Consider the following 19702-nt stretch of genomic DNA (forward strand, 5'->3'; position numbering starts at 1 on the left):
CCCCGCCCTCTGGCTCCGACTGACCGGCATGACCTTTTCGCGCATCTCTTTCGCTACTTTTCTGATAGCTACCGCCGCAGCCTGCATGCCGGCTGCGGCCCAGCTGGCCCCGAAGACCGGGGCCGTGGTCACCACCCCCCACGTGCGCGCCGAACTGGTCGCCCATGCGCCCCAGGGCGTGGCGCCCGGCGCGCCGGTCTGGGTCGGGCTGCAGATCACCCACCAGCCCGAGTGGCACACCTACTGGAAGAACGCCGGCGATTCCGGCCTGCCCACCGAGCTGAAGTGGACGCTGCCCGCCGGCGTCTCGACCGGCGAGATCGCCTGGCCGGTGCCCAAGAAGATCCCCGTCGGCACCCTTGCCAACTACGGCTACGAGAACACCGTGCTGCTGCCGGTGCCGCTCGAGGTCTCCACGCTCTACAAGCCCGACGTGGCGCTCACCGGCGGCTCGCCGGCCATGGACATCAAGCTGCAGGCCTCCTGGCTGGTCTGCCGCAAGGAATGCATTCCTGAAGAGGGCGAGTTCACGCTCTCGCTGCCCACGCGCGGCTCGACCGCGCTGAACAAGGCGGCCTTCGACACCGCGCAGGCCGCGCAGCCGCAGCCGCTGGGTGCGCCCGGCACTATCGCCGTCGAGGGCCAGCAACTGAAGGTGCGCCTCGAAGGCCTGCCCGCCGCCGTGCGCGGCAAGACGCTCGAGTTCTTCCCCGAAACGCCCGAGGTGATCCGCACCGCGGCCGTCTCCGGCAAGGACTGGACGCAGGCCTGGGACGGCGCGACCTGGACCGCCACCATGCCGCTGGCCGACCAGCGCAGCGAAAGCCCCACCGCCATGCCGGTGGTGGTGGCGCTGGCCGAGGCCGACCGCCAGGCCGGCCAGCCCGTGGCCTGGCGCGCCGAGGCGCCGGTGTCGGGCACCTGGCCCGCCGCCACCGCTGCGCCGCGCGCCGCCGAGGTGTCGCCCGCGCTGCAGGCGGCGCTGGCCGCCAACGCGGCCCAGGCGGCCCCTGCTGCCGCTGCGCAGGCCCAGCCCGCCGGCACCTTCATCGTCGCCCTGCTCGGCGCGCTGCTCGGCGGCCTGCTGCTCAACCTCATGCCCTGCGTGTTCCCGATCCTCGCGATCAAGGTGCTGGGCTTCGCGCGGCAGGCCGGCAACGCCAGCGCGCACCGCAAGGCGGGCCTGGCTTACACGGGCGGCGTGATGCTGTCGTTCCTCGCGCTGGGCGGCGCCATGCTGGCGCTGCGCGCGGCCGGCGCGCAGCTCGGCTGGGGTTTCCAGCTGCAGTCGCCCGGCGTGGTGGCGGCGCTGGCGGCGCTCTTCACCCTGCTCGGCCTGAACCTGGCCGGCGTGTTCGAGTTCGGCCGCGCGGCGCCGCAGTCGGTGTGCAGCGCGCAGGCCAAGCATCCGCTGGCCAACGACTTCCTTTCCGGCGTGCTCGCCGTGGTGATCGCCTCGCCCTGCACCGCGCCGTTCATGGGCGCCTCGCTCGGTTTTGCCATCGGCCTGCCGGCGGCCCAGGCGCTGCTGCTGTTCGCCGCGCTGGGCCTGGGCCTGGCGCTGCCCTACCTGGTGGCGGGCTTCGTGCCGGCCGTGGCGCGCCTGCTGCCCAAGCCGGGCCCGTGGATGCACACGCTGCGCCGCCTGCTGGCCTTCCCGATGTTCGCGACCGTGGCCTGGCTGGTCTGGGTGCTGGGCCAGCAAAGCGGCATCGACGGCGCGGGCACGCTGCTCGCGCTGCTGGTGTGCCTGGCCGCCGTGGTCTGGGCGCTCACGCTGACCGGACGCACGCGCGTCGTCATCGCCACCGTGATGATCGCCTTCACCGCCGTGCTGGCCGGCACCATCGGCCGCAACATCGTGCAGGTGCCCGAGCCGACTGCGAAGCTGGCCTCGGCAGCACCGAACGACGGCGAGCGCTGGCAGCCGTGGTCGGCCCAGCGCGTGAGCGACATGGCGGCCGCGGGCCGGCCCGTGTTCATCGACTTCACCGCCGCCTGGTGCGTGACCTGCCAGTACAACAAGAAGAGCACGCTGGCCGACGCCGAGGTGCTCGCCGACTTCGACACGAAGCAGGTCGCCATGCTGCGCGCCGACTGGACCCGCCGCGACCCCGCCATCACCGCCGCGCTCACCGCGCTGGGCCGCAGCGGCGTACCCGTGTACGTGCTGCAGGCGCCGGGCAAGGCGCCCGTCGTGCTGACCGAAATCCTCAGCAAAGACGAGGTGCGCGCCGCGTTGGCAGCGCTTTGAGCGCCGATGCAGTGAATTGAAACGAGATGACAACGCCGCTGTCATGGGTTGTCACACGCACTTGAAGAAACCGTTCTAAGCTGCAGTTGTTGTTTGGAATTTTGTTTTTGGAGTTCAAGCTGGCCATGACGCTCTCGCCCACTGTCGACTCACGCTCCCTTCGCGCCGCGCGCCAGGCACGCGCCGCCCTCAGCCGCGCTTCCCGCCGCGCCGTCGTGGCTGCCGCCGTCGCGCTGGGCGCCACCTTCCTCATGGGCACCAACGCCTTCGCCGCGCCCGCCGTGGGCCAGCAGGCGCCCGACTTCGTGGCCGTCGACACCACCGGCGCCAAGCACAAGCTCTCCGACTTCGCGGGCAAGTTCGTGGTGCTCGAATGGACCAACCCCGGCTGCCCCTTCGTGCGCAAGCACTACGGCAGCGGCAACATGCCGGCCACGCAGAAGGCGGCCACCGACAAGGGCGTGGTCTGGCTCGCCATCAACTCCACCGAACGCGCCGCCAGCGACTACCTGAAGGCCGACGCACTCGACGCCTGGATGAAGTCGCAAAAGGCCTCGCCCACCGCCGTGCTGATGGACGAAGACGGCGTGATCGGCCAGGTCTACGGCGCGCGCACCACGCCCCACATCTTCATCATCGATCCCAAGGGCACGCTGGTGTATGCCGGCGGCATCGACAGCATCGCCTCGGCCCGCGTGGACGACATCAAGACCGCCACCAACTACGTGAACCAGGCGCTGGGCGAAGTGACCGGCGGAAAACCGGTGTCGATGGCGAGCACGCGGCCGTACGGGTGTTCGATCAAGTACAAGAGTTGAGCGTGCGGGCGCCGTGCCCGCTGTGAATCACGCTCAAGGCAGAGCGCAGCATTCCTTTCTTGCGTCTTCGATGAGGCGCTGTTTCCCGGACTGAAACAGGCCCATTCTTCTTCACTACGAATGACAAATCCCACGGCTGGTGAATGCGGTGCGTGGAGTTTGACGATTGTTATCAGTGTGATCGCGAGGCGACTCGCAAACTGCGCGACCTGTTTTCCTCCCAAGGAAGTCGTCGATGCCGCGCACGCTGTCTGTTTCTTCTGCTGCGATCCCTGTTGTTCTTGGTCAGGCTGCACTGGAGCCCGTGCGGCTGTCGGGGCATGAAGGGGTCAACAGCCTCTTTGCCTACGAGCTCTTTCTCAAGACCCCGGATGCGCTGGCTCTGTCCGGCGTCTCTTCCTGCGCCGACTTCGACCTGGATGCCTTCATCGGCCAGGAGATCAGCTGCGAGATCGAACTCGATGGCTCTTCCCCTCGCCAGCTCAACGCCCTGATCACCGACGCAGCCCTGTGGGGCGAGGAAGGGCGCCACGCCCAGTACAAGCTCACCCTGCGTCCCTGGCTGCACCTGGCCACCCTGCGCACCGACTGCAGGATCTTCCAGAACCTCAGCGTCGTTCAGATCCTGGACGAACTTCTGGGCGGCTACGCCTTCTCCGTGGACAAGCGCCTGATCGAGCACTACCCCGTGCGCGACTACCAGACCCAGTTCAACGAGAGCGACTTCGCCTTCTTCTCCCGCCTGTGCCAGGAATGGGGCATCAGCTACCACTTCGAACATTCGGACGGTAAGCACCGCCTGGTGCTCTCGGACGCCATGGGCGCCTATGCGGCTGGCGATCCGCTGTACGAGCATGTGGAATACCACGCCCCGGGCTGGAAGATCGATGCCGAGTACATCCACAGCTTCGTTCCCCAGCACCAGCTCACCAGCGGGAAGTACGCCACCCGGGACTACGACTACACCCGGCCCAGGGCTGATCTGAGTGTCTCGAGAAGCGATCCGCGCCCCACTGGACAGGCAGAGGGCGAGGTTTACCAGTGGCATTCATCGGGAGCTGGGGGCAGTCACTACGCCCAGCCCAACGCGGGTGCAGATGCAAGCGCCGATCCTCACAGCGAAGGCCACTTGCTCTCCCTGCTGCGCATGCAGGCACTGCGCACCCATGGCGCCAGAGCCCAGGCCAGCGGCAACCTGCGGGGCATGGTGCCCGGGTGCACCTTCCAGCTGAAGAAGCACCCCAGGGAGTCGGCCAACGCCGAATACCTGATCCTGGACACCCGCTTGCTCATCGAGGACGTGGCCGAAGACAGCCAGAACCGAGAAGCCACTGTCGACCGCAAGCAGCAATGGCGCGTGCAGGTGGACTTCACGGCCCACCCGGTGAACGAACCATTACGCCCAGAGCCGACCCAGCCCAAGCCCGCCATGGTCGGCCCGCAGGTGGCGCTGGTGGTGGGCCCCGAGGGCCAGAACCTGTGGACGGACGAGCTGGGGCGCATCAAGGTGCAGTTCCCTTGGGACCGGCAGGGACAGAAGAACCAGCACAGCAGCTGCTGGGTGCGGGTGAGCTCGCCCTGGGCGGGCAACCAGCTCGGGGGCATCCAGATCCCGCGCATCGGGCAGGAAGTCATCGTGGGCTTCATCGCGGGAGATGCGGACCTGCCCATCTGCATGGGAAGAGTGCACAACCAAGTGAACCTGCCGCCGTGGCAACTCCCCTGGCCAGAGCGCATTGAGCGGGTTCAGGAGCCGGGAGCTGACCGAGGGCGGAGGCAACGGTGCGGCGGGCAGGTCGAACCACCTGATCCTGGATGACACGGCCGAAAAAATCCAGGCGCAGCTCAAGAGCGATCACCAATCCAGCAGCCTGAGCCTGGGGGCGATCACGCGCATCGAGGACAACGCGGGCAGAAAAGACCCCAGGGGTGAGGGCTTCGAGCTGAGGACTGACGCCCATGGCGTGCTCAGGGCGCAGGACGGCATGCTCATCACCACCGAAGCAAGGGGCAACGCGGCGAACCATGCCAAGGACATGGGGGAGACGGTTCAGCGACTAAAAGCAGCGCAAGATCAGCACGACGCGCTGGCCGAAGCAGCGCAAGTGCACAAGGCACAAGAGCAAGGCACCGATCAAGACATCGTGCAGAAGGCCTTGAAGGCGCAGAACGCCGCGATTCAAGGCAAGGAAGGCCAGGACGAGGATGGCCGCTTTCCTGAGCTGAACGAACCACACCTCGTGCTCGCCAGCCCCGCGGGCATCGAGGCCAGCACGCCCGGCAGCATTCACTTGCACACCGGAGAGCACACAGCCTTCACGAGCCAGGGGCACACCTCCATCGGCACCGCCAAGCGCTGGCTGGCCAGCGCAGCCGAGGGCATCCGCGCGTTCACGTACAAGAAGGGCGTCAAGCTCATCGCGAGCGAAGACCCGATCGAGATCCAGGCGCACAGCGACGAGGTGGTTCTTGTTGCGCACAAGGACGTCGTCATCAAGAGCGTGGAGGGCGAGCTGCACATCGCCGCCAAGAAGAAGGTCGTGCTCATCGGTGGGGGCAGCTACTCGGAGTGGAGCGAGAGCGGCATCAAGCATGGCACTGCCGGCACCTGGCAGGAGCATGCGGCGCTGCATGCGCAGGTCGGGCCTATGAGCCTCGACGCGCTGTATCCGGTATTTCCCCAGGCAGGCTTTGCCGAGAAACAGAATCTGATCGAAGAGCACTTCGTGTTGATCGAGCACGCGGGTGGACTGCGCTTGCCAGAGCAAAAATACCGCATCACCTTCCAAGGCGGCAGAACCATCGAGGGCAAGTCCAACGACCAGGGCGAGACCGAGGTCGTACAGAGCATGGTGCGTCAAATCACAACCGTGGAGGTGCTGCGAAATTCAGAAGATGGAGTGCTGGCCAGCTACACGCCCTTTGTGCAAACGCCCGCGACACAGACCTACGAGCACGATGGTGGTGTGGTGGCCGAGCAGCGCACGCCAAAGAAGAAAATTGGGGGCAAGGACCACGAGGCCAATGAAGACAAGGCCACCAGCGAAGGCAAAGCACCGGTTCACACCAGTTGCGATCCGAACAACTGGGGGTTGCGAAAGAGCGAGCCGAAGGCCAAGGATGCGACGCGCTGGGAGTACCCAGTGATTGGCGCCTATGTGAAGGCCATCAAACCGGCGTTGATGGCGCTCAATTGGAAGGAAGCGACTTGGCCGTTGGGTGAAGAGGATTTCAAGAGCCTGCTTGGAACACTCAGGGCGAATATCGGGGGCGCACTCGCCACAACGTCGTTCGGCCTGCCAGAGGGGGCGATGCCGACATTTTTGATACCGAGAGACTCCGAGGCCATTGCGCTTGGCATGAAGCCCGACGACAAGGATCTCAAGGGGCAGATGCGCACCAACGACTGGTTGCTCGTGGCCTGCAAACGCGGAGTCACGTTCATGATCGATGCTGCAAAGAGCGGTGACTCCACAGAGTTGACGGAGTGCGTTCGAGAATTCGCTAGCACCATGTACCACGAGGCACGCCATGCGCAGCAGTTCTTCTGGGTGGCAGCCATGGCGCAGCAGTTCCCCGATGACTACAAGAATCTGCCCAGCATGCGGGGATTCTGGAAGAGCGTGATGCCTTCCAGAATATTCGAATTGGCCGGCACAACCCCCGTGCCCAATGAGCCCAGCGCTCGCGCGGGACTACACCGCATGGTCATCGGCATGTACTACTGGCAACTGACCCGCATCGCGGCGCATGTCAAACGCGACCCTCCCACCGTGAACAAGCCCATCGCGTTCTCCGACATTCTTCCAATCGAACTTCCCCTGGCACGAAAGGCTGCCTATGACCTCCTTGAAAACGTGGGCCTCGGCGGCCTGTCCATCGACGTGGATGCGATGGCCAAAGCCGAGGGAGGTGGCACCGGCTACCGCATGCAGCCTTGGGAAGAAGACGGCTTCGCGTGCGACGAACTGGTCAAGCGCCTTTGGGTCGGTGATTCTGACAATCATCTACCTGAACCCGGCTTTTGCACAACTGCGCTCCGCTACGCCCTTAGAGGTCGGGGTAGCGGCACCTCAGAAGCAGCCAGCCATGCGAACTGAAGCCGAGAAGAAATCCCAGCGCGAGGCCTACAAGGAGGAGGCTCAAAGAGCCCAGGATGCCTATGACAACTTCCGCTACACCGACGCGCAGCGCGAGCAGACGATCGAGTTCATCGCGGCGGCGATGAGGGTGATTCGTGGCGAGGTCGAGTTCGACAGCTTGAAACGCTTGCTGCCTGTCCTGCGCACGGGCATCGGGCTGAAGCCAAACACCAGCGCCAGATTTGATTTCGACTCGAGTTTCTTGAATAAGTGGACCGGCATCGACATGAGCACGATTCCGAAGCGGGATGGCAGCGCGGGCTTCGAACCTGTGTGGTTCCAGATCGACTTCGGCCCCGAAATGAACATCCCGCGCGAGCGCCTGGAGACGCTGCTGCAGCTCAAGGTCGTACATGGGTGGACCATGGACGGGGGAAATCTTCGGTGGGAGATGGCTCCGCTCCATGGCTTGCCATATTTCAATGGCGGCTCATTCCTGTATTCACCCCTGAAGCAGCCACAGGAGGATTTTGATGTTGAAGTCAGATTCACCTACCTGAACGGCCCGGACAAGGATCCCTGGACAGCGCAGAGGCTTGTGCGTCTTCAAATCATCCGCGACTACTTGACGCCCGAGCAGATCAAGAAGCGCAACGACCAGAAGCTCCGCCATCTGCCTCAGACCGGTGAGCGCGCCCCGAAGGACGGGCACTACGCGGCGGTGTTTGCAGACGACGCTTTGACCGCTTCGCCCCCTTGAGCAGCGCACATGCACCTATAGCGAAGGCCAGTGGCTAGGAGTGATGGATGCCCCAAACCCCACGACCAGGCAGCGGCAACCTGTGTACGCGTGGTGGCAGTTGCTGGGGTCCGATCGACTGGCGACCGAACTGAATAGGCTTTTTCCATCGAGCGGACAACAGAGGCTTTGAACAGAGCCGCAGTGCACGAGAGGCCGCAAATGACCTTTAAGACGTCGGCCTTGGCGGCCTGTCCATCGACCTGGATGCGATGGCTAAAGCCAAGGGAGGCGGCTCTGGCGACCACATGCCCCCTTGGGAAGAAGACAGCTTCGCATGCGACGAGTTGGTCGAGCGCCTTTAGAGCGGTGATCCTGACAATCTGCTGCCTGAACCCGGCTTTTGCACAACTGCTCTCCGCTACGCCGTCCAGGCCCGGGAGAGCAGTACCCCGGGAGGAATCAGCCATGCAAACTGAAGCCGAGAAGAAAGCTCAACGTGCGGCGTACAAGGTAGAGGCGCAGAGGGCTCAGGCTGCCTATGACAACTTCCGCTACACCGACGCGCAGCGCGAGCAGACCATCGAGTTCATCGGTGCGGCCATGCAGGTGATTCGCGGCGAGGCTGAGTTCGACAGTCTGAAGCAGTTGCTTCCTGTCACCGGCACGGGTATGGGGTTGAGGCCGAACACCAGCTCCAGATTCGATTTCGATTCGGATTTTTTGAACAAGTGGACCGGCATCGACGTGAGCACGATCCCGAAACGGGATGGCGGCGCGGGCTTCGAGCCAGCGTGGTTCCAGATCGATTTCCGTCCCCCAATGAACATCCCACGCGAGCGCCTAGAGGAGCTGCTGCAGCTCAAGGTCGTGCATGGGTGGAGCCCGGACGGGGGTAACCTTCAATTTGAAATGGCCCCGCTTCATGGCTTGCCCTATTTCAATGGCGGCTCATTCTTGTACTCACCGCTGAAGCAGCCACAGGGGGATTTTGATGTTGAGGTCAGGTTCACCTATCTGAACGGCCCCGACAAAGATCCCTGGACCGCCACGAGACTCAGTGATATTCAAATCCGTCGCCAATATCTGGTCTCAGAGCCCGTCAAGCTGCGCTGACCAGTAGTTCGACTTCCATCCCCGACGGTGATCCATGGCAACTCCTGGCCGATTTCAATCGACATGAGGACTGAAGACCCTTCCTTTGGATTGCGCCGCACAAGGCACCTGCACAAGCGCCCAAGCACGCGCGGCGCTGCATTGACAGCTACCTGACTCCCTTCGTCAGGTCCCGGTCGGGAACCCCGACCTACCCTTGGGCCCACAACACCGCCCCAGGGGACACACCATGACTTCCGCGCCTGCCAACGCGCATTCCTCCTCGAAATTCGCCACCGTCCTGCGCGTGACCGGCGGCAACTTCATGGAGATGTTCGACTTCTTCCTGTTCGGCTTCTACGCCACGCAGATCTCGAAGGCCTTCTTCCCCGCGGGCAACGAGTTCGCGTCGCTGATGCTGACCTTCATGACCTTCGGCGCGGGCTTCCTGATGCGGCCGCTGGGCGCGATCTTTCTCGGCGCATACGTCGACCGCGTGGGCCGCCGCCAGGGGCTGATCGTCACGCTCGCACTGATGGCCGTCGGCACGCTGCTCATCGCCTGCGTGCCGAGCTACGCGACCATCGGCGTCATCGCGCCGCTGCTGGTGCTGGTCGGACGGCTGCTGCAAGGCTTCTCGGCCGGCGTGGAACTGGGCGGCGTGTCGGTGTACCTGTCGGAAATGGCCACGCCGGGGCGCAAGGGCTTCTACGTGAGCTGGCAGTCGGCCAGCCAGCAGGTGGCCATCGTCGTCGCCGCTGCGCTCGGCTACTGGCTCAACGTGACCTTCACGCCCCAGGAGATCGGCGACTTCTACTGGCGCATTCCCTTCTTCGTCGGCTGCCTGATCGTGCCGGTGCTGTTCATCATCCGCCGCTCGCTGCAGGAGACCGAGGAGTTCATGGCGCGCAAGCACCGCCCCGACGCGCGCGAGATCTTCCGCTCGATGGTGGCCAACTGGGGCCTCGTGGTCGCCGGGATGATGCTGGTGTCGATGACCACCGTGTCGTTCTACCTGATCACCGTCTACACGCCCACCTTCGACAAGGCCGTGCTGCATCTGAGCACGACCGACGCGCTGATCGTCACGCTGTGTGTGGCCATTTCCAACTTCTTCTGGCTGCCGGTCATGGGCTCGCTGTCGGACTGCGTAGGGCGCAAGCCGCTGCTCGTGCTGTTCACCGTGCTGACCATCCTCACGGCCTACCCGTCGCTCAAGTGGCTGGTCGGTGCGCCGAGCTTCGCGCGCATGCTCGAGGTGGAGCTGTGGCTGTCGTTCCTGTACGCCAGCTACAACGGCGCGATGGTGGTGGCGCTCACCGAGGTGATGCCGGTCAGCGTGCGCACCGCGGGCTTCTCGCTGGCCTACAGCCTTGCGACGGCGCTGTTCGGCGGCTTCACGCCGGCCATTGCCACAGGGCTGATCGAGATGACCGGCGACAAGGGCGCGCCCGGCCTGTGGATGACGGCCGCCGCGGCCTGCGGGCTGATCGCGACGCTCATGCTGTACCGCCGCAACGTCGACCCGGCCGACGCGGGCCGCGTGCCCGTCGTCTGATCCCCGGGCATTGACCCAGCGCGCACCGGCCGTTGACCGGGAGCGCACCGCCCCTGCCGCCCCGGGTGGAAGTACCGATGATGGCGCGCGCCGACCTGCCTATCCTGCACCAGCGCTTCCGGCGCCCCCAGGGAACCACGGCATGAACGCACACCACTTCAGCACCCGGCTCGAACACCCGGCCGACCGGCAGGCCTGCTGGGGCCGCATCAACGAGTCGTACTTCGGCGCGCTGCGCGTGCAGTGCCTCGACCCCGGCCCGTTCGACGCGCGCATGGACGCCTACGAGCTCGGGCCGCTGGGCATGTTCATGATCGAGGCGCCTTCGCACCGCGTGGCGCGGCCCGACACGCACCGCGAGATCGCGCTCGACGAGCACTACAAGCTGGTGCTGCAGCTGGAAGGCCACGGCCACATCTCGCAGCGCGACCGCGAGTTCCACCTGCACCCGGGCGACTGGAGCCTGTACGACCCGCGCGTGCCCTACGCCATCACCAACCCCGAGCGCTCGCGCCTGCTGGCCATCACGATCCCGCGCCACCAGTTCAAGGGCATGAAGATGCCCGATCTGCACACCTGCGAAGCCCACACGCCCGCCATGCAAGGGCTGTACGCGGTGCTCGGGTCGTTCCTCACCTCGCTGGCCGACCAGCTGCCGTCGCTGCCCAACGCCGTTGGCCGCTCGGTCAGCGACACCGTGCTGGGCCTGCTGGCCTCCACGCTCGCCACGCACGCCGACGAGCAGTTCGGCGCGCAGCCGCTGCCCGGCGTGCTGAAGGCGCGCGTGAAGCAGTTCGTGCACGCGCACCTGGCCGACCCGGCTTTGTCGCTCGACCTCATCGCGCAGCAGCTGCGCTGCTCCAAGCGCTACCTGCACCGCGTGTTCGAGGACGAAGACCAGACGCTCGACCGCTTCATCTGGCAGATGCGCCTGGAGCGCTGCAGCGAGGCGCTGCGCCAGGCTGCGGGCGGCCGCGCCTCGGTGTCCGAGATCGCCTTCGCCTGGGGCTTCAACAGCAGCGCGCATTTCTGCCGCGTGTTCAAGGCGCAGTACGGCGTGTCGCCGCGCGAGTTCCAGCGGCGCGAGGCGCAGCGGGCGGCGTCGCCGGCGCTGACGCACTAGGCGACCCCCTTCAGGGGCTGCCCACGATCCCCGACACGTCCACGATGTACATCTGCCGCTGCGATTCGTGCACGGAGTCGATGCACACCTGCAGTCCGTCACGGCGCCAGCGCGGGTGCAGGTCGCACCGGTTCTCCTTGCTCAACGCCGGCGAGGCGTAGAAGCTGCCCAGGTCGTGGCGACGGCCGGTGGCCATGTCGAACAGGAACAGCACGCGCTCGTGCGTGCGGGCGTCGGGGTAGGTGTCGCTCAGCAGCCAGCGCGTGTTGACCGGCGAGAAGGTCATGTGGCCGTTCTCCACCAGCACGCCGTCGCCGATCACGCGGACCTCGCCGCCCACGCGGTCGTGGTACAGGTGGTAGTGGATCTTCCCGGCGTGCGGGCCCCACACGATGATGTGCGCGTCGTCCTGCCACAGCGGGTGCGAGATCTGGTACTCGGACTTCTCGTAGTCGAAGGTGCCCACGGCCGTCGGATCGAAATCGTCCGCCAGCTGCGGCAGCGGATGGTCGGAGCACTCCAGCAGGCGCAGGTCGGAGCCGTCCGGGTTCATCGTGAGCAGGCGGTGCAAGAAGCAGGTCTCGTCCTCGACGCGCTCGGTCCAGCGGTGCAGGAACAGCACGCGCGACGACGACGGGTTGACCTCGATGTGGCTCACCCAGTGGATCGCCTTGTCCATCGACGCGCGCGGATGAAACCGGCGCAGGTCCTGGTAGCTCAGCAGCAGCCGCGCCGTGCCGGTGGCCAGGTCGGTCGCGTGGATGCCGTCGTCGGCCGGTGCGAGCGGCAGCTCGAACGGCCCGCCGGCCTCGCTGTAGCCGATGGTGCGGTGCGCGATGTACAGGCGCCGGTAATCCACGCTCAGGGCCCAGCGGCTGTCGGGCGCCACGACGTAGATCGGCAACGGCAGCAGGCGCCGGGCGCCGGTGTCGACGTCGAGCACCGTGGCGCCGAAGCCGGGGTAGAACGCATCGGCATCGCCGGTGCGGCTGTTGTAGACCAGCTGGCGGCCCGGTGCACCGTCGAGCCACTGCAGCTGGCTGCCCATCTGCCAATTCCATGCGGTGGTGTCGCCGACTGCATGGAAGCGGTCGTTGTCCTGGAGGTCGAAGTAGCCGATGCGTGCTGCCGCCGTCGGCGTGAGTTCGGCGTCCATCCAGGGCACCTGCTGCGCCAGCAGGTAGCGCCCGCTGCGGTCCCAGGCGCTCTTGTTGTAGTAGCCGAAGAAATGGTGCTGCGCGCCATCGCCCACGCGGCGGCAGGGTGCCGGCGCGAGGCGGGGTTGCTCAAGAAGTGGGTTCGACGACATGGGCTCACTCCGCGGCAATGCGGCCTTGCTGGATCACCTTGTCCCAGCGCAGCTTCTCGGCGGCGATGAAGCGCGTCGCGGCGTCGCGCGTGTTGGCCACCGGCGTCATGCCCTGCTCCGACAGACCCTGGCGGAACTCCGGCGCGGCGACGATCTTGCGGATGTCGGCATTGAGCTTGTCGGCAATGGCGTCGGGCACCTTGGCGCTCACCGCCACCGTGGTCCACGAGGTGGCCTCGAAGGCCGCAAAGCCCGACTCGATCGCGGTCGGCACTTCGGGCAGCGCCGGCAGGCGGGTCTTGCCGGTCACGGCCAGCGCCTTGAGCTTGCCGCCGCGGATGTGGGCCAGCGTGGTCGGCGGGTTCTCGAACATCAGCTGGATCTGCCCGGCCAGCAGGTCGTTCAGCGCGGCCGTGCTGCCCTTGTAGGGCACGTGCACGATCGGCGCGTTGGCCGTGAGCTTGAACAGCTCGCCGATCATGTGCACGGACGATCCCACGCCGGCCGAGCCGAAGTTGATGGTGTCCGGCTGCTTGCGCGCCAGCGCCACCAGCTGCTTCAGGTCGTTGGCGGGCAGCGCGGGATTGGCGACCACGACGTGCGGCATTTCGGCCAGCACCGTGACCACCTTCAGGTCGGTCGCGGGGTCGTAGCTCAGCTTCTTGAACACGCCGTAGGTCGCGTGCAGCCCGATCGAGCCGAGCAGCAGCGTGTAGCCGTCGGCTGGTGCGTCGGCCACGAACTTGCCGCCGATGTGCCCGCCGGCGCCGGGCTTGTTGTCGACCACCACCGACTGCTTGTACAGCTTGCCCAGCCGGTCGGCCAGCATGCGGGCCTGCACGTCGGAGCTGCCGCCGGCGGTGAAGGGCACCACGAGCCGGATCATCCGGCCGGGGTAGGCCTGCGGCTGCGATGCCTGCGACATCGAAGCGACGCCCAGGGCCAGTGCGAGAAGGCCGAGGCCGGCGGCCCTGCGGGGCCAGTGCTGTGTCATGCGTCTTCCTTGCTGTGCGCCGCGACGGCGCGATGGAGGGGGTGGATAGGGCGCAGTCTAGGAACGCAGCATCATTCTGAAAAATTCATTTTCATTCACAGGCTATGCAGAAAAGATATGCCATGCTTTCTGCCTTGCACCGTGCAGCCCCAGGAGTCCCCGCATGTCGCGACCGTTGAACTTCCGCCAGATCGAGGCCTTCCGCGCCGTGATGCAGACCGGCACCACCACCGCCGCGGCGGCGCTGCTGCACACCACGCAGCCCTCCGTGAGCCGCCTGCTCTCGCAGATCCAGCATGCCACCGGGCTCAAGCTGTTCGACATCCACAAGGGGCGGCTGCGCCCCACGCACGAGGCGCGCCAGCTGTTCGACACGGTGCAGCGCCACTTCCTGGGCCTGGACCGCATCGAGCAGAGCGTGGCGGTGCTGCGCAAGTCGGGCGCGGGCTCGCTGCGCGTGGGCTGCACGCCGGCGCTCGGGCTCGGTGTGATGCCGCAGGTGATCCATGCCTTCTCGCGATTGCACCCCGAGGTGCACGTCAACCTGCAGACCGTCGGCACGCACGCCTTGCGCGAAGGCCTGCTCTACGGCCTGTACGACGTCGCGCTCAGCACCGCCGCCTTCCACGACCCGCAGCTCGACGCGGTCAGCCTGCACAAGGCCAGTGCGGTGTGCGTCGTGCATCCCGGGCACGCGCTGGCGCACCGCGACGCCGTCCATGTGCGCGACCTGAAGCAGCAGGTGCTGCTCACGCTGAATGCCGACGACGAGATCCACCAACAGTTCCAGCGCACGCTGCAGCAGCACCGCATCGAATGCGCCGCCACGGTCGAGACCACCTACTCGGTCACCATCTGCATGATGGCGGCACAGGGCTCGAGCGTCGGCATCGTCAACCCCTACGTGGCGTCCGTGTTCGCGCGCGACCTGAAGATCCTTCCGCTGTCGCCGCGCTGCCCGGTGGAGGTGTCGATGGCCTTCTCGCCGCAGTCGGCGCCTTCGGCCATCGCCGAGGAGTTCACCGCGCGGCTGCGCGACTACTTCCAGGCCTTCGTCATGCCCACCGCACGGAAGGCGCAGAAGGAGCGCGCCTAGGCCGCCGCGAGATAGCTGCTGTGCAGGATCTCCGGCCGACTGCGCAGTTCTTCCGACGAACCCGCAAAGGCCATGCGCCCGCGCTCCAGCACATAGGCACGGCTGGACACGGCCAGCGCCACCGTCGTGAACTGCTCGATCAGCAGCACGCCTACGCCCTCGCGCGCGACCTGCTGCACCACCTCGACCAGCCGCTTGACCACCGCGGGCGCGAGCCCCAGCGAGAGTTCGTCGATCGCGAGGTAGCGCGGTTTTCCGATGAGCGCCTGCGCGATGCAGACCATCTGCTTCTGTCCACCCGACAGCGAACGCGCGGGCAACGCGAGCTTCACGCGCAGCTCGGGGAACACGCCGAGCACGCGCTCGACCGCATCGGCCACGCCGGCCGCGGGCAATGCGGTGGCGGCTGCACGCAGGTTGTCGAGCACCGACAACTCGCCGAGCACGCGATGCCCTTCCGGCACCACCGCCACGCCCAGCGCGCGCACGCGCTCGGGCCGCTGGCCGTGCAGCGCGTGGCCCTCGACCTCGATGCGCCCGCCCGCGAGCGGCAGCACGCCGCCGATGGCCATCACGGTGCTCGACTTGCCCGCGCCGTTGGCGCCCAGCAGCGCCGTCACCTCGCCCGGCGGCACCTGCAGGTCGATGCCGTGCAGCACGGCCTTGCCGCCGCGCTGCAGGCGCAGATCGGTCACGTTCAGCATGGGGTGGTCACTCCGTTCCCAGGTAGGCTTTGCGCACGGCCGGATCGTCGAGCACTTCGCGCGTGGGGCCGAGCGCGAGGCGGCGACCGAAGTCGAGCACCAGGGTCTGCGTGCAGGTCGCGGCGATCAGATCGACGTCGTGGTCGATCAGCAGCACCTGCGCGCCGCAGAAGGCGTGCACCGCACCGATCGTGCGGCGCAGCACGCCGGCCTCCTGCTCGGTGAGGCCGGCGCCGGGCTCGTCGAGCAGCAGCAGCTTGGGCGCGCCGACCAGCGATTTCGCAAGCTCCAGCATGCGGCGCTGGAACAGGTTGAGGCGGTGCCCCATGACGGTCGCCACGTCGAGCAGGCCGGTGTGCGACAGCGCGCGCGCCACCTGCGAAGCGGCCTCGCCGCGCGCGTGCGGCACGTGGTCGAGCAGCGCGCGCACGTTGTCCCACACGCTGAGGTCTTCCACCACCTGCTCGGTCTGGAACGAGCGGCGCAGGCCGAAGCGCACGCGCGCGATGGGCTTCAGGCCCAGCAGGTCGGCGCCGTCCACCGCCACGCGGCCGGCGCTGGGCGACACGAGGCCGCTGAGCACATTGACCAGCGTGGTCTTGCCCGCGCCGTTCGGCCCGATGAGGCCGCACACGGGCGCATCGAGCTGCGCCGTGAGCGCGTCGATGGCCTTGACGCCGCCGAAGGCGACGGTGAGATCGTCGATGCGGATCATGGCGCGGCGTCCTTGTCCTTCGGCGAAGCGAAGCGTTGGCGCACCGCCTCGAACACACCCATCAGTTGCCCCGCGATGCCGCTCGGCGCGGTGATGAGCGCATGCAGCAGCGCCACGCCGAAGAAGATCATCGCGAGGTAGCCGTTGACGCCGAAGTCGGTCAGCAGCGCCGGCACCGCGCGCAGCAGCAGCCCCGCGATGAGCGCGCCGGCCCAGTGGTACACGCCGCCCACCACCGTGAGCGCGAACAGCATCACCGATTCGCCCGCCGTGAAGGCACGCCCGTCGAGCTGCCCCACGCCGCCCGCGAGCAGCGCGCCGGCCACGCCCGCGCAGAAGCCCGCGAGCCCGAAGGCCCAGGTCTGGTAGCGCAGGATGTTCACGCCGGCCGCCACGGCCGCCGCCTCGCCGCGCCGGATCAGCGCCCACGAGCGGCCCGCGCGCGTGCGCCGGTGCAGCTCGATCAGCGCCAGCACCGCCGCCAGCCACACGGCGACGTAGCGGAAGTACGCGGCGTCCGACAACGCCAGCGCGGGCCTGGGCATCATCAGCCGCTCGCTGCCGAACACGCGGCCCAGCCAGCCGGCACCGCCGTCGGGAAAGCCCGTCACGTTGACGACCACCTGGAAGCCGCCCGCCATCATCATCGTGACGAGCGCCAGGTACAGCCCCTTGAGCCGCAACGCCGGCAACCCCGCGAGCATGCCCACGACGCACGACAGCAGCCCGCCCGCGAGCACCGACAGCTCGAAGGGCCAGCCCAGCCCGTGCCCCGCGCGCAGCGCGACCCAGCCGCCCGCGCCGAGCAGCGCGTACTGGCACAGCGAAACCAGCCCGAGCTGCCCGTAGAGCAGCGCCACGCCGGCCGCTGCGACCGACAGCGCGAGCGACGAGGTCAGCGTCTTGATCCAGTACGCGTTCGCGAACCACGGCACGGCCCAGCCGATCAGCAGCACGCAAGCCACCATCAAGATGAGCGAGCGGCGGGCGCGGCGCGTGGCCTGCGCGAGCGCGGCGGGTGCGGCGTCGGACACGGGCATGGCGCCTTCGAGGATCGACGCGTTCATGCCGACCGCGTCCCCGCGCGGTAGAACGCGATCATCGCCAGCGCGATGAGGAACGGCGTGGCCGTGCGAAAGGCCGCGAAGCCCGGCACCGTGATCGCCAGCGCCTCCAGCACGCCGATGGCGATGCCGCCCGCCACGGTCGCCGGCAGCGAATGCAGCCGGCCGATGATGGCGGCGGCGAAGGCCGGAATCACCAGGAAGGTCAGCAGCGTGGCCTGCAGCCGCACGATGTTGGCCAGCAGCAGCCCGCACACGCCCGCGAAGGCGCCGCTCAAGATCCACGCCACCGTGTCGACGCCGAGCACGCGGATGCCGAGCAGCGCGCTCAGGTCGCGGTCGTTGGCCAGCGCGCGCATCTTCAGACCCACGCGCGTCTTCGACAGCAGCAGGCCGACGCCGCCCATCATCAGCACCGCGAGCGCCAGGCCGAGCGCGCGCGTGTGGGTGAGCCGCACCTCGACCTCGCCCAGCACGAATTCGAGCGCGCCGCCGTCGGTCGGCAGCACGAGGCGGCGCGGCTGCTCGCCCCAGGTCCATTCGGTGAAGCCCACCACCACGAGCGCGAAGCCCAGCGTGGCGATGCTGCGGATGGTCGGGTCGCGGTGCGACAGGCGCGGCGCCAGCAGGCGCCCGTAGGCCAGCGACAGCGCCATGGCCGCGAGCACCGCCGCGCACCACGCCAGGCCCTGCGGCCAGTCGGCTTCGAGCAGCGTCCAGGCCACGTAGGCACCGAGCGCGCCGATGGCCCCGAAGGCGAAGTTCAGCACGCCCGACGAGCGATAGAGCACCACCAGCCCCACGCCCGAGAGCGCGTACACCGCGCCCAGGCCCAGGCCCGAGATGACGAAAGGCAGGTAGTCCTCCATGGCCCGGCGCGCTTACTTCAGGCCCATCTTCTGCTCGTCGGCACGGATGTCGACCAGCTCCGGGTCGTCCGCCGTGAGGCAGCCGCCGGGTGCAAAGCGCCAGCCATTGCCGTCCGGGCTGGCCATGGGCCCGCTGTTGTTCGCGTTGTGGCGGTTGCCGTTGCCCACGTAGAAGGGCTTGCACAGGATGTCGCTGCGGAAGTCGCTCACCTTGCGCAGCGCATCGGTCACGCCGGCGCGGTCGATCTTCTTCGGGTCCATCTTCAGCATCGCCTGCGTGGCCAGGCGCGCGGCCAGGTAGCCGGCCTGCGAGAAGGTGTCGCGCGGGTCGCTCTTGGCACCGTGCTTGTCCATCACCGCGAGCCAGTTCTTGTTGTCGGGCCCGGCCGATTCGAGCGGGTTGAACTCGAGGTTGACGTCGAAGTTGCCCTTCCAGTACGGCCCGATGGCCTTGGGCACGTCGACGTTGTAGGCCGGCGCGGCCGACACGAAGTGGATCTTCTTGCCCAGGTTCTGCTGCTCGGCCGCGGCCAGCATCGGCACGAGGATGCCCTTGGGCACGTTCATGATGATGGTGTCGGGCTTCTTCGCGGCGGCCTGCAGCATGGTCGAGGTGGCGTCGGCCGAGCCGGGGTCGATGGTGAGGGTCTCGACCGTCACGCCGTTCTTCCTGCCCCATTCCTTCGGCCCTTCGCAGGCCCAGTTGCCCAGGCTCGGGATGTTCGGAATGATGCAAACCATCTTCTTCGCCTTGTACTTCTGCGCGGCGTACATCGCGGCGATGGTGGCCGACACGCGCGGCCCGGCGTTCACCGGCACGTAGTTGCGCGCGTTGAAGCACTCGCGCGGCACGCCGGTGCCGGCGATGACCATCACGCCCTCGTCGGCGTACATCTTGGCGTTGGCGCCGCACTCCACGAAGCTGGTGCTGCCCACGAGCGCGACCACCTTGCGGTCCTTCACGAGCTTGGAGGCCACCTGCGCGGCCGTCTCGGGGTTCCACTGGTCGTCGAGCACGAGGTAGTCGACCGGCCGGCCGTGGATGCCGCCGTTGGCGTTGACGCACTTGAAGTACGCGGCCGCCGCCTGGCCCGAGGCGCTGAAGTCGTCGGGGCCGGTCTTGCCGACCACCGCGCCGATGGGAATGGGCTCGCCCGTGGCGGGCTTGCCGGTGTTGAGGCCGCAGTCGGGGCTGGCCTGCGCCCAGGCGCCGCTGAAGCCGGCGAGGCCCAGCGCGCCGGCAACGGCCGACAGCGCGATTCGTCTTTTGCTTTGCATGAGG

16 protein-coding genes are annotated in these 19702 nt (G+C 67.3%); 9 read left to right on the top strand and 7 right to left on the bottom strand.

Annotated elements, in window-relative coordinates; genetic code table 11:
• The first annotated feature begins 28 nt into the window (after nt 1-28).
• The 8 genes from FFI97_RS27855 to FFI97_RS27885 all read left to right on the top strand — a co-directional run bounded on the left by FFI97_RS27855 (nt 29) and on the right by FFI97_RS27885 (nt 11669).
• A complete protein-coding gene (locus tag FFI97_RS27855) occupies nt 29-2254 on the top strand; it encodes a thioredoxin family protein (RefSeq protein WP_185993733.1) in 2226 nt (741 codons plus the stop codon).
• A 125-nt stretch (nt 2255-2379) separates the two neighbouring features.
• Complete coding sequence (locus tag FFI97_RS27860; protein WP_185993734.1) at nt 2380-3072, top strand: redoxin domain-containing protein; 693 nt, start codon at nt 2380-2382, stop codon at nt 3070-3072.
• 235 nt (nt 3073-3307) lie between these two features.
• The gene (locus FFI97_RS34160) at nt 3308-4891 is read left to right on the top strand and encodes a type VI secretion system Vgr family protein (protein ID WP_260685206.1); all 1584 of its coding nucleotides are present in this window, start codon (nt 3308-3310) and stop codon (nt 4889-4891) included.
• Complete coding sequence (locus FFI97_RS34165) at nt 4809-7172, top strand: type VI secretion system Vgr family protein (protein ID WP_260685207.1); 2364 nt, start codon at nt 4809-4811, stop codon at nt 7170-7172. The genes FFI97_RS34160 and FFI97_RS34165 overlap by 83 nt, the downstream gene beginning before the upstream one ends.
• On the top strand, nt 7162-7914 hold the full coding sequence (locus FFI97_RS27870) for a hypothetical protein (RefSeq protein WP_139701515.1): 753 nt from the start codon (nt 7162-7164) through the stop codon (nt 7912-7914). The genes FFI97_RS34165 and FFI97_RS27870 overlap by 11 nt, the downstream gene beginning before the upstream one ends.
• A gap of 447 nt (nt 7915-8361) precedes the next feature.
• On the top strand, nt 8362-9009 hold the full coding sequence (locus tag FFI97_RS27875; protein ID WP_139701516.1) for a hypothetical protein: 648 nt from the start codon (nt 8362-8364) through the stop codon (nt 9007-9009).
• A gap of 229 nt (nt 9010-9238) precedes the next feature.
• The gene (locus FFI97_RS27880) at nt 9239-10546 is read left to right on the top strand and encodes an MFS transporter (protein ID WP_139701517.1); all 1308 of its coding nucleotides are present in this window, start codon (nt 9239-9241) and stop codon (nt 10544-10546) included.
• A 142-nt stretch (nt 10547-10688) separates the two neighbouring features.
• Complete coding sequence (locus FFI97_RS27885; RefSeq protein WP_139701518.1) at nt 10689-11669, top strand: helix-turn-helix domain-containing protein; 981 nt, start codon at nt 10689-10691, stop codon at nt 11667-11669.
• Between the two features lie 10 nt (nt 11670-11679).
• Here FFI97_RS27885 and FFI97_RS27890 read toward each other — a convergent pair whose 3' ends face one another.
• Together FFI97_RS27890 and FFI97_RS27895 are read right to left on the bottom strand one after the other, a co-directional pair.
• The gene (locus FFI97_RS27890; RefSeq protein WP_139701519.1) at nt 11680-12978 is read right to left on the bottom strand and encodes a hypothetical protein; all 1299 of its coding nucleotides are present in this window, start codon (nt 12976-12978) and stop codon (nt 11680-11682) included.
• 4 nt (nt 12979-12982) lie between these two features.
• Entirely contained in the window at nt 12983-13903 is a 921-nt protein-coding gene (locus tag FFI97_RS27895) for a tripartite tricarboxylate transporter substrate binding protein (RefSeq protein ID WP_260685213.1), read from the bottom strand.
• A gap of 232 nt (nt 13904-14135) precedes the next feature.
• On the opposite strand from FFI97_RS27895, the gene FFI97_RS27900 reads away from it, so the two are divergent.
• Nucleotides 14136-15068, top strand: a complete 933-nt coding sequence (locus tag FFI97_RS27900) for a LysR substrate-binding domain-containing protein (protein WP_139701521.1) — start codon at nt 14136-14138, stop codon at nt 15066-15068.
• Here FFI97_RS27900 and FFI97_RS27905 read toward each other — a convergent pair.
• From FFI97_RS27905 to FFI97_RS27925, 5 genes are read right to left on the bottom strand one after another with little or no spacing between them, the layout of a single operon-like run.
• Complete coding sequence (locus FFI97_RS27905) at nt 15065-15772, bottom strand: ABC transporter ATP-binding protein (protein ID WP_095743477.1); 708 nt, start codon at nt 15770-15772, stop codon at nt 15065-15067. The genes FFI97_RS27900 and FFI97_RS27905 overlap by 4 nt on opposite strands.
• A 7-nt stretch (nt 15773-15779) precedes the next feature.
• Nucleotides 15780-16487, bottom strand: coding sequence for an ABC transporter ATP-binding protein (locus tag FFI97_RS27910; RefSeq protein WP_139701522.1), 708 nt, complete (start codon nt 16485-16487; stop codon nt 15780-15782).
• The gene (locus FFI97_RS27915) at nt 16484-17554 is read right to left on the bottom strand and encodes a branched-chain amino acid ABC transporter permease (RefSeq protein WP_313906296.1); all 1071 of its coding nucleotides are present in this window, start codon (nt 17552-17554) and stop codon (nt 16484-16486) included. Before FFI97_RS27915 ends, FFI97_RS27910 begins: the two co-directional genes overlap by 4 nt.
• Complete coding sequence (locus tag FFI97_RS27920; RefSeq protein WP_139701523.1) at nt 17551-18420, bottom strand: branched-chain amino acid ABC transporter permease; 870 nt, start codon at nt 18418-18420, stop codon at nt 17551-17553. Before FFI97_RS27920 ends, FFI97_RS27915 begins: the two co-directional genes overlap by 4 nt.
• A gap of 12 nt (nt 18421-18432) precedes the next feature.
• Entirely contained in the window at nt 18433-19698 is a 1266-nt protein-coding gene (locus FFI97_RS27925) for an ABC transporter substrate-binding protein (protein WP_139701524.1), read from the bottom strand.
• Nucleotides 19699-19702: the final 4 nt, after the last annotated feature.

Origin of the sequence: Variovorax sp. KBS0712, from assembly GCF_006323185.2 — a bacterium.
Classification (GTDB): domain Bacteria; phylum Pseudomonadota; class Gammaproteobacteria; order Burkholderiales; family Burkholderiaceae_C; genus Variovorax; species Variovorax boronicumulans.

Excerpts from the sequence above, each read along its gene's own strand:
- FFI97_RS27855 (WP_185993733.1), top strand. The coding sequence starts at position 29 with ATGACCTTTTCGCGCATCTCTTTCGCTACTTTTCTGATAGCTACCGCC.
- FFI97_RS27860 (WP_185993734.1), top strand. The coding sequence starts at position 2,380 with ATGACGCTCTCGCCCACTGTCGACTCACGCTCCCTTCGCGCCGCGCGC.
- FFI97_RS34160 (WP_260685206.1), top strand. The coding sequence starts at position 3,308 with ATGCCGCGCACGCTGTCTGTTTCTTCTGCTGCGATCCCTGTTGTTCTT.
- FFI97_RS27870 (WP_139701515.1), top strand. The coding sequence starts at position 7,162 with ATGCGAACTGAAGCCGAGAAGAAATCCCAGCGCGAGGCCTACAAGGAG.
- FFI97_RS27875 (WP_139701516.1), top strand. The coding sequence starts at position 8,362 with ATGCAAACTGAAGCCGAGAAGAAAGCTCAACGTGCGGCGTACAAGGTA.
- FFI97_RS27880 (WP_139701517.1), top strand. The coding sequence starts at position 9,239 with ATGACTTCCGCGCCTGCCAACGCGCATTCCTCCTCGAAATTCGCCACC.
- FFI97_RS27885 (WP_139701518.1), top strand. The coding sequence starts at position 10,689 with ATGAACGCACACCACTTCAGCACCCGGCTCGAACACCCGGCCGACCGG.
- FFI97_RS27890 (WP_139701519.1), bottom strand. The coding sequence starts at position 12,978 with ATGTCGTCGAACCCACTTCTTGAGCAACCCCGCCTCGCGCCGGCACCC.
- FFI97_RS27895 (WP_260685213.1), bottom strand. The coding sequence starts at position 13,903 with ATGTCGCAGGCATCGCAGCCGCAGGCCTACCCCGGCCGGATGATCCGG.
- FFI97_RS27900 (WP_139701521.1), top strand. The coding sequence starts at position 14,136 with ATGTCGCGACCGTTGAACTTCCGCCAGATCGAGGCCTTCCGCGCCGTG.
- FFI97_RS27905 (WP_095743477.1), bottom strand. The coding sequence starts at position 15,772 with ATGCTGAACGTGACCGATCTGCGCCTGCAGCGCGGCGGCAAGGCCGTG.
- FFI97_RS27910 (WP_139701522.1), bottom strand. The coding sequence starts at position 16,487 with ATGATCCGCATCGACGATCTCACCGTCGCCTTCGGCGGCGTCAAGGCC.
- FFI97_RS27915 (WP_313906296.1), bottom strand. The coding sequence starts at position 17,554 with ATGAACGCGTCGATCCTCGAAGGCGCCATGCCCGTGTCCGACGCCGCA.
- FFI97_RS27920 (WP_139701523.1), bottom strand. The coding sequence starts at position 18,420 with ATGGAGGACTACCTGCCTTTCGTCATCTCGGGCCTGGGCCTGGGCGCG.
- FFI97_RS27925 (WP_139701524.1), bottom strand. The coding sequence starts at position 19,698 with ATGCAAAGCAAAAGACGAATCGCGCTGTCGGCCGTTGCCGGCGCGCTG.